The organism is Variovorax sp. UC74_104, assembly GCF_044055375.1.
GTDB lineage: Bacteria > Pseudomonadota > Gammaproteobacteria > Burkholderiales > Burkholderiaceae_C > Variovorax.
This window is the reverse complement of the sequence record NZ_CP171978.1, coordinates 3,771,815-3,786,249: the sequence shown is the minus strand read 5'-3', so window position 1 is coordinate 3,786,249 and position 14,435 is coordinate 3,771,815. Positions and strand designations below refer to the sequence as shown.

Annotated in this window: 14 protein-coding genes; 6 read left to right on the top strand and 8 right to left on the bottom strand. The window is 66.9% G+C overall.

Translation table 11 applies throughout. The annotated features are described in order from the left end of the window. Window positions 1-5: 5 nt before the first annotated feature. Window positions 6-452 carry a type II toxin-antitoxin system RatA family toxin gene (locus ACHMXA_RS17805; RefSeq protein WP_176663954.1) on the bottom strand — a complete coding sequence of 149 codons (447 nt, stop codon included), beginning with the start codon at window positions 450-452 and terminating at the stop codon, window positions 6-8. 63 nt (window positions 453-515) lie between these two features. On the opposite strand from ACHMXA_RS17805, the gene smpB reads away from it, so the two are divergent. From smpB to ACHMXA_RS17775, 6 genes are all read left to right on the top strand, one after another. Then, the gene (gene smpB, locus ACHMXA_RS17800) at window positions 516-992 is read left to right on the top strand and encodes an SsrA-binding protein SmpB (protein ID WP_176663953.1); all 477 of its coding nucleotides are present in this window, start codon (window positions 516-518) and stop codon (window positions 990-992) included. Window positions 993-1,091: 99 nt separating this feature from the next. After that, window positions 1,092-1,460, top strand: a complete 369-nt coding sequence (locus ACHMXA_RS17795; RefSeq protein ID WP_395315996.1) for a hypothetical protein — start codon at window positions 1,092-1,094, stop codon at window positions 1,458-1,460. Between the two features lie 33 nt (window positions 1,461-1,493). Beyond that, window positions 1,494-2,009: an RNA polymerase sigma factor gene (locus tag ACHMXA_RS17790; RefSeq protein ID WP_395315995.1), complete on the top strand. Its 516-nt coding sequence runs from the start codon at window positions 1,494-1,496 to the stop codon at window positions 2,007-2,009. A 16-nt stretch (window positions 2,010-2,025) separates the two neighbouring features. Beyond that, window positions 2,026-2,868 (top strand): anti-sigma factor family protein, encoded by an 843-nt coding sequence (locus ACHMXA_RS17785; protein WP_395315994.1) that lies wholly within the window; start codon window positions 2,026-2,028, stop codon window positions 2,866-2,868. A gap of 93 nt (window positions 2,869-2,961) precedes the next feature. Then, on the top strand, window positions 2,962-3,357 hold the full coding sequence (locus tag ACHMXA_RS17780; protein ID WP_176663949.1) for an ATP-binding protein: 396 nt from the start codon (window positions 2,962-2,964) through the stop codon (window positions 3,355-3,357). Window positions 3,358-3,502: 145 nt separating this feature from the next. Further along, window positions 3,503-4,942 (top strand): hypothetical protein, encoded by a 1,440-nt coding sequence (locus ACHMXA_RS17775; protein ID WP_395315993.1) that lies wholly within the window; start codon window positions 3,503-3,505, stop codon window positions 4,940-4,942. A 24-nt stretch (window positions 4,943-4,966) separates the two neighbouring features. Here the strand turns inward: ACHMXA_RS17775 and ACHMXA_RS17770 are convergent, their stop codons facing one another. The 7 genes from ACHMXA_RS17770 to rimP form a co-directional block, all read right to left on the bottom strand. Further along, the gene (locus ACHMXA_RS17770) at window positions 4,967-5,884 is read right to left on the bottom strand and encodes a DMT family transporter (RefSeq protein ID WP_395315992.1); all 918 of its coding nucleotides are present in this window, start codon (window positions 5,882-5,884) and stop codon (window positions 4,967-4,969) included. A 43-nt stretch (window positions 5,885-5,927) separates the two neighbouring features. Then, window positions 5,928-7,766, bottom strand: a complete 1,839-nt coding sequence (gene typA / locus ACHMXA_RS17765) for a translational GTPase TypA (protein WP_176663946.1) — start codon at window positions 7,764-7,766, stop codon at window positions 5,928-5,930. Beyond that, window positions 7,763-8,719: a tRNA pseudouridine(55) synthase TruB gene (truB, locus tag ACHMXA_RS17760; protein WP_395315991.1), complete on the bottom strand. Its 957-nt coding sequence runs from the start codon at window positions 8,717-8,719 to the stop codon at window positions 7,763-7,765. The genes typA and truB overlap by 4 nt, the downstream gene beginning before the upstream one ends. Window positions 8,720-8,721: 2 nt before the next feature. After that, window positions 8,722-9,093, bottom strand: a complete 372-nt coding sequence (gene rbfA / locus ACHMXA_RS17755) for a 30S ribosome-binding factor RbfA (RefSeq protein ID WP_395315990.1) — start codon at window positions 9,091-9,093, stop codon at window positions 8,722-8,724. Window positions 9,094-9,174: 81 nt separating this feature from the next. Next, window positions 9,175-12,144 (bottom strand): translation initiation factor IF-2, encoded by a 2,970-nt coding sequence (gene infB / locus ACHMXA_RS17750; protein WP_176663943.1) that lies wholly within the window; start codon window positions 12,142-12,144, stop codon window positions 9,175-9,177. A 24-nt stretch (window positions 12,145-12,168) separates the two neighbouring features. Further along, window positions 12,169-13,662 carry a transcription termination factor NusA gene (gene nusA, locus ACHMXA_RS17745; protein ID WP_176663942.1) on the bottom strand — a complete coding sequence of 498 codons (1,494 nt, stop codon included), beginning with the start codon at window positions 13,660-13,662 and terminating at the stop codon, window positions 12,169-12,171. Between the two features lie 16 nt (window positions 13,663-13,678). Beyond that, window positions 13,679-14,323, bottom strand: a complete 645-nt coding sequence (gene rimP / locus ACHMXA_RS17740) for a ribosome maturation factor RimP (RefSeq protein WP_176663941.1) — start codon at window positions 14,321-14,323, stop codon at window positions 13,679-13,681. Window positions 14,324-14,435 lie beyond the last annotated feature (112 nt).

Below are 14,435 nucleotides of genomic sequence, written 5' to 3'. Positions count from 1 at the left end.
CGGGATCAGGGCGAGCCGTAGACGTGCTCGGCGCGCTTGACGAAGGCCTCGACCAGGCTGGAAGCAATGGTGTCGAACACGGGGCCCACGAGCGCCTGCAGGGCGAAGTTGCTGAAGCCGTAGCTCAGGTGCAGCTCGACGCGGCAGGCGCGTTCGCCTTCCTCTCCCACAGGCGTGAATTTCCACTTGCCGTCGAGGTTGGAGAACGGCCCGTCGACCAGCTTCAGCTGCACCTCGCGCCCCGGAACATGGGTGTTGCGGGTGGTGAAGCTCTGGTGCAGCCCGGCGAAAGCGAGGCCGACTTCGGCCGTCATGCCGGCCTCGTCCTCCTCGATGACGCGCGACTTGTCGCACCACGGAAGGAACTGCGGATATTTGGCCACGTCGGTGACCAGCGCATACATCTCTTCGGCGCTGTACCAGATGAGGACGGACTTGTTGACTGTTTTCATAGAATCGGCACAGCGTGCGCGACGGATTGTATTGAAGCCATGCAGCCCCCATATTCCCGAGTCATGGCCACCAAGAAACAAGATACCTCCTCCCGCATCGCCGACAACAAGAAGGCCGCGTACAACTACTTCTTCGAAGAGCGCTTCGAGGCCGGCATGGTCCTCGAAGGCTGGGAAGTGAAGTCGCTGCGCGAAGGCAAGGTGCAGCTCACCGACGGCTACGTGGTGATCCGCAACGGCGAACTCTTCGTGCTGGGCTGCCAGATCAATCCGCTCAAGAGCGCTTCCACGCACGTCAACCCCGATTCGGTCCGCACCAAGAAGCTGCTGCTGAAGAAGGACGAGATCCGCCGCCTGATTGGCAAGGTCGAGCAGAAGGGCTACACGCTGGTGCCGCTCAACCTGCACTGGAAGGCCGGCAAGGTGAAGTGCGAGATCGCGCTGGCCAAGGGCAAGGCCGAACACGACAAGCGCGACACCATCAAGGACCGCGAAGGCAAGCGCGAGGTCGAGCGTGCGATGAAGAGCCGCAACCGCTGAAGAATCTTTTTTGCGGGCGATGGAATAAAAGCCGCGCCGCTGGCGTTTGTGCGGTTGTCACCGGAAGCCCCGGTGGCGCCACCAACAAGGAGTTCTTCCATGTCGCCTTTCCGCGCATCTTCCGCCGTCCTGCTGAGCGCCGTTCTCGCGCTCCCCGCCTTCGCCCAGCCCAAGCCCGCCGACGGCGCCCTCGTGGGGCCGAACGGCATGACGCTCTACACATTCGACAAGGACACGGCCGGCAGCGGCAAGTCGGTTTGCAACGGCGCCTGCGCCACCAACTGGCCGCCCTTCATGGCGGCCGACGGCGACAAGCCCGGCGGCGACTTCACCATCGTCACCCGCGACGACGGCAAGAAGCAATGGGCCGCCAAGGGCTGGCCGCTGTACTACTGGGCCAAGGACACCAAGCCCGGCGACAAGACCGGCGACGGCGTCAACGGCACCTGGAAGACCGCCAAGCCCTGATCCGCCGGCCTTTCCCCCTTCGCCCTTCGCCCCATGGACGCCCGCCTGCTGGTCGAACACATCCCGAGCCTGCGCCGCTATGCGCGGGCGCTCACGGGCAACGCGTGGGCGGCGGACGACCTGGTGCAGGACACGCTCGAGCGCGCCTGCAGCAAATGGCGCCTGTGGGTGGTGGGCAGCGACCTGCGGGCGTGGCTCTTCACCGTCATGCACAACATCTTCGCGAGCCAGGTGCGCCGCACGCCTGCACCCCACGCCGTGGTTCCGCTCGACGAGGTAGCCCAGGAGGTGCAGGGCATCGCCGACTCGGGCCGCGACCAGGGCGCCGGCATCGACCTGCAGCGCTGCCTCATGCAGTTGCCCGAGGAGCAGCGCGCCGTGCTGCTGCTGGTGACGCTCGAAAACCTGTCGTATGCCGAAGTCGCCAGGGTGCTCGGCGTTCCGGTCGGCACGGTGATGTCGCGCCTGTCGCGTGCCCGCGTGCGGCTGCAGGAACTGATGGACGGCGCATCGCCCGCCGTTCGGCCCGGCCTGCGCCGCCTCAAGTGAAAACCGCCGCAGCATCATGAACCGCCCTGCCCCACCCCCTACCGACGACGAACTGCACGCCTGGGTCGACGGCCAGCTGCCTCCGGATCGCCATGACGCGGTCGAGGAAGCGATCGCACGCGATCCTGAAATCGCCGCCAGGGTCGCGGCCTGGCACACGCAGCGCGACTCGCTGCGCCGGCTGCACGGCGAGCTGCTCGACGCCCCCATCCCAACGCCGTTGCTGGGCGCTCTCGACCGCCGCCAGCCACGCCGGACGCAGCAGCGCAGCTCGTGGATGCGCTGGGGCGGCCTGGCGGCCGGCCTGCCGGTCGCCTTCGCCGCCGGCTGGCTGGGGAATGCGCAATGGGCCCAGCGGTCCGCGCCGAGCGCCGGCATCCAGCTTGCCCGTGCGCCTGCCGTGCGCGAGTTCGTTCACGATGCGTCGATCGCGCACGTCGTCTACGCGCCCGAGAAAAGGCATCCCGTGGAAGTGGCCGCGTCCGAGCAGCAGCACCTGGTGCAGTGGCTCTCCAGGCGCCTGGACCGTCCGCTGAAGGTGCCCGACCTCTCCAGCCTGGACTACACGCTGGTCGGTGGACGCCTGCTGCCCGGCGAAACCGGCGCGCGCGCGCAGTTCATGTTCGAAGACGCCGCCGGCGAGCGCGTGACGCTCTACATCGGCACCCTCGACGCCCGCGCCGCCGGAGCCTCGAAGACGGCGCCTTCGGCCAACGAAACCGCCTTCCGCTTCGCCTCCGAAGGCCCCGTGCCGAGCTTCTACTGGGTAGACCAGGGATTCGGCTACGCCATCGCCGGCAAGCTGCCGCGCGACCTTTTGCTCAAACTCGCGACGCTCGCCTACCGCGATTTGTCGTAACGACCGCATAAACTGCCTGTTCGCGCAATCACCCTGGCCGGCATCCAGCCGCCGGCAAGGTTTTCGCGATTTTTCAACCGAAGGAGAAACTGCATGAAATTGCTCAGCGCCTCGATCCTCGCGGCGGCCCTGCTTGCCGGCTGCGGCAGCATGTCCAACAAGACCGCAAGCGCACCCGACACGCCCACCCGCACCGCCGACGGCGTGCTGGTCGGACCGAACGGCATGACGCTGTACACCTTCGCCAAGGACACCGCCGGTGCCGGCACCTCGGCCTGCAACGGCCAATGCGCCGCCAACTGGCCCCCGCTCGGCGTGGCGGACGCAGCCAAGCCCATGGGCGGCTACACCATCATCATTCGCGAAGACGGCAAGCGCCAATGGGCCTACAAGGGCTGGCCGCTGTACTACTGGGCCAAGGACGCCAAGCCCGGCGACAAGACCGGCGACGGCTTCGCCAACGGCGCCTGGAAGCTCGCCCGTCCCTGATCGTCTGCGGACCTGAAGACTCCGAAACGCCGGCACCCGCCGGCGTTTTTTCTTTTCGGCCCTTTGCTGCCGTTCCGCCCTTCCCTGATGCTCCTGCCGGTTTCCCCGGTACGGCAACGGCGCCGCCCACGGCAGAATCCCCCGCATGACGCCAGACGCCAACCCGGACGCGTTCCTCGCCCTGCTGACCCAGGGCCTCATCACCGACGCACAGCACGACGCCGCACGTGCGCACCCCGAGGCATCCTCCCTTGCGCCGCTGCCGAGCCCGGCCCACGCGCTGGCATGGATGCGCGTGCGCGGGCTGATTACCGAGGACGAGCAGAACGCAGCGCTCGACAGCATCGCCGACGACGCCCCTCATGCGGACGACGCGGCCGACACCGCCATCGATGCCGACGACCTCGTCGAACTGGCCGAACAGGGCATCACGCACGAGGCCATCGACGCGCTCTTCAAGGACGCCCTGATCGATGCCGAGACGCGCGACATGGCGCTGGCCGAAACACCGGTCGCGGGCAGCGTTGCCGCCTCCCCCGTGGCCACGCTGGCCTGGCTTGCGACCGAGGGCCCGCTCGAGAAGGAAGGCTTCGAGGCCCTGCGCGCCCAGGTCGCGGCCGAGCCGGCCTTTGCCACGGCCGTCGAGCGCGCCCGCATCGTGGCCGAGGCACAAGCCCTGGTCGAAGCCGACGAGCAAGCCGCCAGGGCGTGGCAGGCGCGTGCGCAGCGCAGCCGGCGCATCGGCGCGTGGAAATTCCTGGCGACCGTGGCGGTGATCGGCGGCGGCATCGGCTGGTATGCGTTCGCCCCGACGAGCGTGCCGGCCTGCGACGCTGCATCCACGCGCAAGACGCTCGACAGCCTGATGCGCCGCGTGAGCATGGACGTGCGCATGCGCCGCCTCGACCCGAACGGCGGCGCCGTGATCGAGACGCCATCCGTGAGCAGCCTGCGCGAGGTCGGCTATCTCAAGCCGGAACGCGTGCGCGGCTGCATGGCGGTCATGACGCAAGGCGACAGCAAGGAGCCGATGGCCTACACCATCGGCCCAACGGACCCCAAGGGCGACGAAATGGTGGTCCGCGGCGCGGACGTGGCCATCGTCCAGGCCCGCTTCGGCAACCTCGATGCCGACGGCAGGCCGCTCTACAACGCCGAGCCCATCGGCCGCATGGCGATGGAGAAGGCATTCCGCGAAGGCGCTGCCCCGCTCGGAGCGGCCCGGGCCGCCTCGGCCGCACGCATGCGCCCGCGCACCGAGCCGGGCCTGGTACGCAAGGACCCGAACCGCTCGCGCGAGATCGCCGAGATCGAACCCACGGGCCCCTGCCGAAAGCTCGAGGACGGCACGGGCCATGCCTGCCCGCTGGTCGTCGAATACAACGACAGCCTGCTGGGAGCGTTCACGGGCGGCGACGGCTCGCTGCCGGTGAGAGGCGAATTCACGTTCGTGGAGGACAACGGCAACTGGCGCGTCGGCGACGATTTCGCGCAGACCTTCATGCGCAGGGTGCTCGAGGCCCGTATGGCTGGCATGGCCGGCATGGCTGGCACGGGCGCACCGGACACGAGCATCCAGCAGTAGCTCGGCGCGCCAGACTTCAGCACGTCAGTGCGCGCCCGGCACCGCAGTGTCGGCCGCCGAGGTGCGCCGCCCGCGCAGCGCCAGCAATTCGTTGGACACCAGCGCACCGATGACCAGTGCGCCCCCGGTCAGCACGCTCGGCGCAGGCTGCTCGCCGGCGCCGATCCAGGCCAGCGCGATGCCGAAGATCACCTCCAGCAGCGCCAGCAGTGCAACCTCGGGCGCCTTCAGCACCTGTGCGCACAGCACCGATAGCACGCAGGGAATGGCCAGCTGGAACACGCCCAGGAAGGCCAGCAGCCCAAGATCGTGCGCACCAGCCTGGAACGGCCAGGCAAGCGGCAACGTGAAGAGCACGGTGATCACCGCGCCGATGAGCACCGCCGGCACGAGGTCGATCCTGTGGCCCCTGGCCTGCGCATGCTGCACCACGGTCCAGTTGGCAGCGCCGGCCAGCGGCACGCACAGCGCGAGCAGCGTGCCCGCCAGCGACCCGCCTCCGCCCTGCACCAACTGGGTGCCGTACATCCAGCCGATGCCCGCCCCCGCGACCACGATGGCCAGCCAGGTGCGCGCGGGCAGCCTGTGCCCGATGAAGAAGCGCGCCGCCAGCGCGGTGAACAGCGGCCCGAGCGACATGGTGACGAGCACGCTGGCCGTCGAAGCCAGCGTGAGCGCGACCATGAAGGCCGTGAACATCACGGCCCAGCACACGCCGGAGATCCAGATTTCGCGCCCGCCGCGGCGCAATTGGGAGAACACGGCGCGTCCGCGCCACAGCGGCAGGATCACCAGCAGCGCCAGCGTCGTGAAGAGGCTGCGCCAGAAGGTGATCTCGAAGCTGTGCGCCTGCGCCAGATGCCGCGTGACGACGCCCGCCGTGCCCCACATCAGGGTCACGACGACCATCAGCCAGACGGCGCCGCCGTGCGTCAGGCGCATTGAAGGAGAAGAAAAGAACGGTGCCTCGGTGGCGGCCGCCCGATCAGCCCTGCATCAGGTCGCGGCTGGCGCGCTTGCGCTCGTGTTCCTTCAGGAAGCGCTTGCGCAGGCGCACGCTCTTGGGCGTGATCTCGACCAGCTCGTCGTCCTCGATGAATTCCACGCCGTATTCGAGCGTGAGTTCGATCGGGGGCGTGATCTTGATCGCGTCTTCCTTGCCCGAGACGCGGAAGTTCGTCAGCTGCTTGGTGCGCGTGGCGTTCACCACCAGGTCGTTGTCGCGGCTGTGGATGCCGACGATCATGCCCTCGTACACCGGATCGTTCGCCTTCACGAACATGCGGCCGCGGTCGTCCAGCTTGCCCAGCGCGTAGGTGAAGATCTCACCGTCGTCCATCGAGATCAGCACGCCGTTCTTGCGGCCGCCGATGTCGCCCTTGTGCGGCTCGTAGCTGTCGAAGATGTTGCTGATGAGGCCCGAGCCGCGCGTCAGGTTCAGGAATTCGTTCGTGAAGCCGATCAGGCCGCGCGCCGGAATGCGGTATTCGAGGCGCACGCGGCCGCGACCGTCCGGCTCCATGTTGACCAGCTCGCCCTTGCGCTCGCCCAGCGCCTGCATCACGCCACCCTGGTGGCCTTCCTCGATGTCGGCCGTCACGAGCTCGATCGGCTCGTGGCGCTCGCCGTTGATTTCACGGAACACCACGCGCGGCTTCGACACGGCCATTTCGTAGCCTTCGCGGCGCATGTTCTCCAGCAGGATGGTCAGGTGCAGTTCACCGCGGCCCATCACTTCGAACACGCCTTCCTCGCTGGTCTCGTTCACGCGCAGCGCGACGTTGTGCTGCAGTTCCTTCTGCAGGCGGTCCCAGATCTGGCGGCTGGTGACGAACTTGCCTTCGCGGCCGGCCAGGGGGCTGGTGTTGACGCAGAAATTCATCGTCAGCGTGGGCTCGTCGACCTTCAGCATCGGCAGCGGCGCCGGGTTGGCCGGGTCGGTGACGGTCACGCCGATGCCGATGTCGGCAATGCCGTTGATCAGCACGATCTCGCCCGGGCCTGCTTCGGTGGCCTGCACGCGGTCCAGGCCCTGGAAGGTCAGCACCTGGTTCACGCGGCCCTTGAGGGTCTTGCCGTCAGGGCCTTCCATGACCAGCACGTCCATCATGGGCTTGAGCGTGCCCTGGCTGATGCGGCCGACGCCGATGCGGCCGACGAAGGTCGAGAAGTCGAGTGCGGAAATCTGCAGCTGCAGCGGCGCGGACGGGTCGCCCTTCTGCGAAGGAACGTGCTTCAGGATGGTGTCGAACAGGGCCGACATGTCGGGGCCCCACTGCTCGCCCTGCGCGCCCTCTTCCAGCGAGGACCAGCCGTTGATGCCCGAGGCGTACACCACCGGGAAGTCGAGCTGTTCGTCGGTCGCGCCGAGCTTGTCGAACAGGTCGAAGGCAGCGTTGACCACCTTGTCGGGGTTGGCGCCCGGCTTGTCGACCTTGTTCACCACCACGATGGGCTTCAGGCCCAGCGCCAGCGCCTTCTTGGTCACGAAGCGGGTCTGCGGCATCGGGCCTTCCTGGGCGTCGATGAGCAGCAGCACGCCGTCGACCATCGAGAGAGCGCGCTCCACCTCGCCGCCGAAGTCCGCGTGGCCGGGGGTGTCGACGATGTTGATGTGCGTGCCCTTCCAGCTCACGGCGCAGTTCTTGGCCAGGATGGTGATGCCGCGTTCCTTTTCGATCGCGTTGTTGTCCATCACGGTGTCGACCACTTTTTCGTGCTCGGCGAAGGTGCCCGACTGGCGCAGCAACTGGTCGACCATCGTGGTCTTGCCATGGTCAACGTGGGCAATGATGGCGATATTGCGGATTTGCTTGGTACTCATGGTGTCGCTTCGGTCTGTTGTGCGTTCAAAAGAATTTGCTGGATTTCGATGGGGTTCAGCAAGCGCCCCGGAATCAGTTCGCCGGCCTTGACGTGGGCCGTGCCGAGAAAGGCCGGCGGCTGGGTGCCGAAGACGGCAACCTCCTCCGCATCGGTCCAGGCCCCGCGGCGGCGCAGGCCGGAAAGAAAACGTGCCGCATCTTCCGTGCCCAGCGTGACGCGGCTGTGGCCGCCCACGAGCGTCTCGGCCGGCAGGAGCTGCGCGAGGCGCTCTTCCTCGTCCATGGCCTCCAGTGCCTCGATGGTGACGCACTGGGCCTCGGCGAAGCCGCCGGTGGCGACGCGCCGCAGCGAGGTCAGGTGTGCGCCGCAGCCGAGCGCCTCGCCGATGTCCTCGCCCAGGGTGCGAATGTAGGTGCCCTTGCTGACGGAGGCAAAGATGCGGATGGTGGCATCGTCGATCGCCCGGATCTCGAGCTTGTGGATCACCACGTCGCGCGGCGCCCGTTCGACCTCCACGCCTTCGCGGGCGTACTCGTACAGCGCCTTGCCGTCCTTCTTGAGCGCGCTGTGCATAGGTGGCACCTGGCGGATCGGACCGGTGAACTGCGCCTCGACGCGTGCGAGGTCTTCGGGCGTGACATGGACCGGGCGTTCGGAAATCACCTCGCCCTCGGCATCGCCGGTCGACGTCTTCACGCCGAGGCGGGCGATGGCCACGTAGGTCTTGTCAGCGTCCAGGTGCAGTTGGCTGAACTTGGTGGCGGCGCCAAAGCACAACGGCAGGACGCCGGTCGCCAGCGGATCGAGCGTGCCGGTATGGCCCGCCTTTTCGGCGCGCAGCAGCCACTTGGCCTTCTGCAAGGCCTGGTTGCTGGAGAACCCCAGCGGTTTGTCGAGCAGCAACACCCCATGCACAGGGCGCCGCTGCACCCTTGTGCGTGGCGCGTTCATGGCTAGTCGTCTTTCGAACGCGAAGCGACGGCTTGTGCGATGAGCGCGTTCATGTCGGCCGCACGCTCGGTGGTGCGGTCGAACACGAAGTGCAGCGTCGGCACGGTGTGGATGTGAAGGCGCTTGAACAGGCCGTTGCGCAGGAAGCCCGCGGCCTGGTTCAGTGCTTCGGTCGTCTCGGCCACGTCACCCGTGAGCAGGCTGAAGAAGACCTTCGCATGCGCATAGTCGGGCGTGACCTCGACGGCCTGGAGCGTGACCATGCCCACGCGCGGGTCCTTCAACTCGCGCGCGATCAGCTCCGTCAGATCACGCTGGATCTGATCGGCGACCTTGAAGGCGCGGTTGGGAGTGGCTGCTTTCTTCTTGGGCATTTGATCAATCACTAGCGTCGCGAGATCGGGCTTGGTGCAAGCCGCCGCAAGATGGCAGCGAGCCCGATATCGCGATGTGCCTTACAGCGTACGCGCGATCTCCTTGATCTCGAAGAATTCGAGCTGGTCGCCTTCCTTGATGTCGTTGAAGTTCTTGAGCTTGATACCGCACTCGAAACCTTCGCGGACTTCGCGCACGTCGTCCTTCAGACGCTTGAGCGAGTCGATCTCGCCGGTGTAGATCACCACGTTGTCGCGCAGCAGGCGGAAATGCGCACTGCGGTTGACAGAACCCGAGGTGATGTACGAACCCGCGACCGTACCGATCTTCGAAGCCACGAACACCGTGCGGATCTCGGCCGAGCCGATGATTTCCTCGCGGCGCTCCGGTGCCAGCATGCCCGACATCGCAACCTTGATCTCGTCCACGGCGTCGTAAATGATGCTGTAGTAGTTCAGCTGAACGCCGTTGCCTTCGGCCAGCTTGCGCGCGCCGGCATCGGCACGCACGTTGAAGCCGATCACGACCGCCTTCGAGGCGATGGCCAGGTTGATGTCGCTTTCGCTGATACCACCCACGCCGGCATACACGATCTGCACCTTGACCTCGTCGGTCGCCAGCTTGAGCAGCGACTGGGCCAGTGCTTCCTGCGAGCCCTGCACGTCGGCCTTGATGATGATGCGCAGCGTCTGCACTTCGCCCGCCGACAGGTCGGTGAACATGTTCTGCAGGTTCGCGGCCTGGGCCTTCGCCAGCTTGGTGTTGCGGAACTTGCCGGCACGGTAGGTCGCGATTTCGCGCGCACGGCGCTCGTCGCCCATCACCATGAACTCGTCGCCGGCCTGCGGCACTTCGGTCAGGCCCTGGATCTCGACCGGGATCGACGGACCCGCGGACTTGGTCGGCTTGCCGTCCTCGTCCAGCATGGCGCGCACGCGGCCGTAGGTCGAGCCGGCCAGCACCACGTCGCCGGTCTTGAGCGTACCGGACTGAACCAGCACGGTGGCGACCGGGCCGCGGCCCTTGTCGAGCTGGGCTTCGATGACCAGGCCCTTGGCGGCGGCATCCACCGGCGCCTTGAGTTCCAGCACTTCGGCCTGCAGCAGCACCTGCTCGAGCAGGTCGTCGATGCCCTGGCCGGTCTTGGCCGACACGCCGACGAACGGGACGTCGCCGCCGTACTCCTCGGGCACGACCTCCTCGGCCACCAGTTCCTGCTTCACGCGGTCCAGGTTGGCATCGGGTTTGTCGATCTTGTTGATCGCGACCACGATCGGCACACCAGCCGCCTTCGCGTGCTTGATGGCTTCCTTGGTCTGGGGCATGACGCCGTCGTCGGCCGCCACCACCAGGATCACGATGTCGGTGGCCTGCGCACCGCGGGCACGCATGGCCGTGAAGGCCTCGTGACCCGGGGTGTCGAGGAAGGACACCATGCCGCGCTCGGTTTCCACGTGGTAGGCGCCGATGTGCTGCGTGATGCCGCCGGCTTCGCCCGCTGCGACCTTGGCGCGGCGGATGTAGTCCAGCAGCGAGGTCTTGCCGTGGTCGACGTGACCCATGACGGTCACGACCGGAGCGCGCGGCAGCGCCTCGGCGATCTGCGCCGACACGTCCTCGTCGGTGAAGGCTTCGGGGTCGTCCAGCGCGGCAACCACCGCGTTGTGGCCCATTTCCTCCACCAGGATCATGGCGGTGTCCTGGTCGAGCGACTGGTTGATGGTCGCCATCTGGCCCAGCTTCATCAGCTGCTTGATGACTTCCTGCGCCTTGACGGACATCTTGTGCGCCAGCTCGGCCACGGTGATGGTCTCGGGCACGTGCACTTCGAGCACGCGTGCCTCGACCGGTGCGGCCGGCACGTGCTGCTCTTCATGGCCACGGTCGTTGCCGCGGCGGCCGCGCGGGCCTCCACGCCAGTTGCCGCGACCGACGCCGCCGCTGGCATCGCCGCGGGTCTTGATTTCCTTCTTCTTGGCAGGATCGCCAGCCCAGCTCGACGAGAGCTTCGCGGACTTGACTTCCTTGCCGCTGCCCGGGGCAGCGGGCGCGGCCGCAGCGCCCGGCGCAGCGGGAGCACCGGCACGTGCCGCCGGAGCGGTCGGCTTGTGCAGCGTGCCCTTGACGCCGGCCTTCTCGGCCTGCGGCTTCTCGGGCGCCTTGTGCGGCACCAGCACGCGGGCCGGTGCGTTCATCATGGCGCGGATGGCCTCCGCCTCGGCGAGGGCCTTGCGGCGACGCTCGTCGAGATCGCGGGCACGGGCAGCCTCTTCTTCGGCACGAGCCTTCGATTCGGCGGCGGCCTTGGCTTTCGCGTCTTCCTTGGCCTGTGCAGCAGCGGCCTGGGCGGCGAGCTTGCTGTCTTCTGCAGCCTTCTGCTCGGCGGCCTTCTGATCGACGGCGGCGGCCGCAGCAGCGGGCGCCGGAGCGGCTGCTACCGGCTTTGCGACGGCAGCAGCGGCTGCCGCGGCGGCAGCCTTCTTCTCGGCGGCTTCGGCGGCGGCGCGGGCGGCTTCCTGCTCGGCCTTTTCAGCCTTCTCGGCCTGCTCGCGCTCGCGGGCTTCGGCTTCCTCGCGCTGGCGACGCTTCTCGGCCAGTTCTTCTTCCTGGCGACGGATCAGCTCGGCCTGGCGGCGCGCCTCTTCCTCGCGGCGGGCCAGCTCGGCCTCGTCGATGCGGGGCGCGGCGGGAGCGGCAGCCGGAGCCTCGGCCGCCTGTTGCGCGGGTTCGGTCGCGGCCAGGTGGCCGTCGTCGCGCTGGATGAAGGTGCGCTTCTTGCGCACCTCGACCTGGATGGTGCGGGCGCGACCGGTGGAGTCGGCCTGCTTGATCTCGCTGGTCGACTTCTTGGTCAGCGTGATCTTCTTGCGCTCGGGCTCGACAGTGCCGTGGCTGGCCTTCAGGTGGCCGAGCAGGCGCTGCTTGTCCGCCTCGGTGAGTGCATCGGTGACGGCCGCCTTGGGCACGCCTGCGCTCTTGAGCTGGTCAAGCAAGGTTTCGGGAGTCTTCTTGAGCTCGTTCGCGAACTCGGCGACAGTGGTACTGGACATATTGGTTTCGTGCCTCCATGACCATCACTCTTGGCCGGCGAACCAATGTTCGCGGGCCTTCAAGATGAGGGCTTTGGCGTCATCGGCGCTCTGGCCGGTGATCTCGGTGAGTTCATCGACCGCGAGGTCGGCAAGGTCGTCACGGGTATTCACGCCCGCTTCGTGCAGCTTGGGAATCAGCTCGGGGTTCAGGCCATCGAGGTCGCGCAGGTCCTGCGACACCGACGACTGGGCCTCGACGCCCTCTTCCTTGGCGATCTCCATGGTCAGCAGCGCATCTTTGGCGCGCGCACGCAGCTCGTTGATGGTGTCTTCGTCGAAGGCCTCGATCTCCAGCATTTCGGAGATGGGCACGTAGGCCACTTCCTCGAGGCTGTTGAAGCCTTCCGAAATGAGGATGTCGGCGATTTCCTCGTCGACGTCGAGCTTCTCCATGAACAGCTTGCGGCTGGCGTCGGTCTCGCTCGCCTGCTTCTGGGCCGACTCGTTGGCGTCCATGATGTTGATCTTCCAGCCGGTCAGGTCGGAAGCCAGGCGCACGTTCTGGCCGCCTCGGCCGATGGCGATGGCGAGGTTTTCCTCGTCGACCACAACGTCCATGGCGTGCTTCTCTTCGTCGACCACGATCGACGACACATTGGCCGGAGCCAGCGCGCCGATCACGAACTGGGCGGGGTCTTCGCTCCATAGGACGATGTCCACGCGCTCGCCGGCGAGTTCGTTGGTCACGGCGTTGACGCGCGTGCCGCGCACGCCGACGCAGGTGCCGATCGGGTCGACGCGCTTGTCGTGCGAGAGCACGGCGATCTTGGCGCGCGAACCGGGGTCGCGGGCGCAGCTCTTGATCTCGAGCAGGCCCTGCTCGATCTCGGGCACTTCCTGACGGAACAGCTCGATCATGAATTCGGGAGCCGAGCGCGACAGGATGATCGGCGCGCCGCGCAGCGTCAGGTCGACTTCCATGATCATGGCGCGCACGCGGTCGCCGTTGCGCAGGTTTTCCTTGGCGATCATTTCGCTGCGGCGCAGGCGCCCTTCGACGCGGCCGGCCTCGACGATGATGTCGCCCTTGTCCAGGCGCTTGACGGTGCCCACGAAGATCTTGTCGCCGCGCGACATGAAGTCGTTGAGCAGCATCTCGCGCTCAGCGTCGCGGATCTTCTGCAGGATGACCTGCTTGGCGGCCATGGCGCCGATGCGGCCGATGGGCACGGAATCGACGGCTTCCTCGATGTATTCGCCGACCTCGATGTCCGGCATTTCTTCCTTGGCTTCGAACAGCAGGATTTCCTGGTCGGGCAGCTGCAGGCCGGCCTCGTCGGGCACGACGTGCCAGCGGCGGAAGGTTTCGTAGTCGCCGCTGTCGCGATCGACCGAGACGCGGATGTCCACATCGCCCTGATGGAGCTTCTTGGTGGCCTGCGCCAGCGCGGACTCGACCGCGCCGAAGACGACGTCACGCTCGACGTTCTTCTCGCGCGAGATCGCATCCACCAACATCAACATTTCGCGATTCATGCCACCACTCCTCTGGTCAGTCCGGAACCTGCGTTCCGTCGTCAATATCCGAAAAACCCGGTTGGGTTTTGGCCTTGCGGCCCTTGAAATCCACAATTGGCGCAAGCCGCGCCTCGCGCAACTCGTCCAGCACGAAGCCCAGCGCCTGCAGCGTTGCGGGCGCGCGCTTCTTGCTCACTCTTTGACCCGGCTTGGGCTCGGGCGCATCGCTCCAGACGATTTGCCAGCCCGGGGCGCCGGCGCCCTCTACCTGTGCGGCCCGCTCCAGCGTGCCGCGAAATTTCTTGCGGTTGGCCGCCACCTGGCCAGCCGCTGCGGCGCCCATGGGCGCCTTGAGCGTGATGTCGATCACCTCGCCCACGAAACGCTCGAAATCCTGCTCATTGCGAAGCGGACGGTCAATACCCGGCGAGGACACTTCGAGCCGCTTGTAGTCGACGCCGTCGACCTCGAGCGCGAATTGCAGCTGGCGCGTGACCTTCTCGCAGTCCTCGACCGTGACGAAAGGTTCCGGCAGCCCTGCGGCCACAGCTTCGGAGGTGGGGGCTTTCCAGGGCAAATCAATCGTCACGCGCAGCAATCCCCCGGCCGAACGTTCGATCTCGACCAGGTCGTAGCCGAGGCCGGCCACGGTTTGTTCCACTACTTGCTGCAATGCCACGTGTTCGAAAGTGCCTTTTTAAATGCCCGGCCCTGCCATCCGCCCGCCACGGATGCCAGATAGCCATGAATGAAAGCCCGGAATGGATGGACCAAAAAAAACGGGCGGTTGG